Annotated in this window: 2 tRNA genes and 2 rRNA genes; all 4 read left to right on the top strand. The window is 47.1% G+C overall.

Features of this window, described 5'->3' with window-relative positions:
* Positions 1-88: ribosomal RNA gene (locus L2725_RS23120) — 16S ribosomal RNA — on the top strand; the annotation flags it as partial.
* A gap of 203 nt (positions 89-291) precedes the next feature.
* A tRNA-Ile gene (locus tag L2725_RS23115) sits at positions 292-368 on the top strand.
* 105 nt (positions 369-473) lie between these two features.
* Positions 474-549, top strand: a tRNA-Ala gene (locus tag L2725_RS23110).
* Between the two features lie 495 nt (positions 550-1044).
* Positions 1045-1135: ribosomal RNA gene (locus tag L2725_RS23105) — 23S ribosomal RNA — on the top strand; the annotation flags it as partial.

Here is a 1135-nt window from a genome sequence, read left to right as displayed (position 1 = left end):
GAGGGCGTTTACCACGGTGTGGTTCATGACTGGGGTGAAGTCGTAACAAGGTAGCCCTAGGGGAACCTGGGGCTGGATCACCTCCTTACCTAAGCGACACATTGATTTCTGCTGAGTGTTCACACAGATTGTCTGGTAGTAGAAAGCAAAGAATGATTATCTGCGAGATTAAGCGCAGCTAATTTGAGTCAGGCCAAGGCGCTTGAGCAATGAGGAAGGATGTGTAGCAGCGCTACATGACGACCGAAGCGCGAAAGCAACACAGGCATGGCGCAAAAGAGCAAGCGAAAGGGGTCTGTAGCTCAGGTGGTTAGAGCGTTCGCCTGATAAGCGAGAGGTCGGTGGTTCAAGTCCACTCAGACCCACCAATTTCTCCTGATACTTTGTTGAAGCGCAACTCGTTTAGCGGACTAAACGTCGTCGCACTTCGCCGCGTCTCAGAAGAAATTCTTCAGATAACTATTCAACTGTATGGGGCTATAGCTCAGCTGGGAGAGCGCCTGCCTTGCACGCAGGAGGTCTGCGGTTCGATCCCGCATAGCTCCACCACTTCCTTCTTCACTCTTTGGGAATAAAGAGATGGAAGTGACTCATACAGTCTCGGGGATAGGGACGCCAAAGATAAACACGATTTATCTTTGGCTTTTTTAAGCCTGATTTTAGCTCTTATGAGCTGAAATTTGGTCGGAATTGCTACAGGCAATTCTCGACACTCCCTCCATCCTTGGAGGTTGCTCTTTAACAATTTGGAAAGCTGATAGTAGAAACTAGCGCAAGCTAGTTAATACAAAATGAGTTCTCAAAAACTTTAATCAAGTTAATTGAGTATTCTAATCAAGGCGTTGTGATTCGACAGAATCACAATTATCAAACCAGCAAGTTGCAATACAGTTCAACGAACTTAAGCGCAGCCAGTTGAGTTGAGACAAAGCCGTGATGTGAGCGAGGAATGGGTGTAGCAGCGCTACATGATTGACGAGTGAATATCACAATGCAGTCTCGGCGAAAAATGGCAAGCGACTAAGAAACTCGTTTGGGTTGTATGGTTAAGCGACTAAGCGTATACGGTGGATGCCTTGGCAGTCAGAGGCGATGAAGGACGTGTTAATCTGCGAAAAGCTGTGTTTAGCCGATA

This window comes from Shewanella corallii, from assembly GCF_023349125.1.
GTDB classification, from domain to species: domain Bacteria; phylum Pseudomonadota; class Gammaproteobacteria; order Enterobacterales; family Shewanellaceae; genus Shewanella; species Shewanella corallii.
The sequence above is the reverse complement of the archived record's forward strand: the minus strand, read 5'-3'. Positions and strand labels throughout refer to the sequence as shown.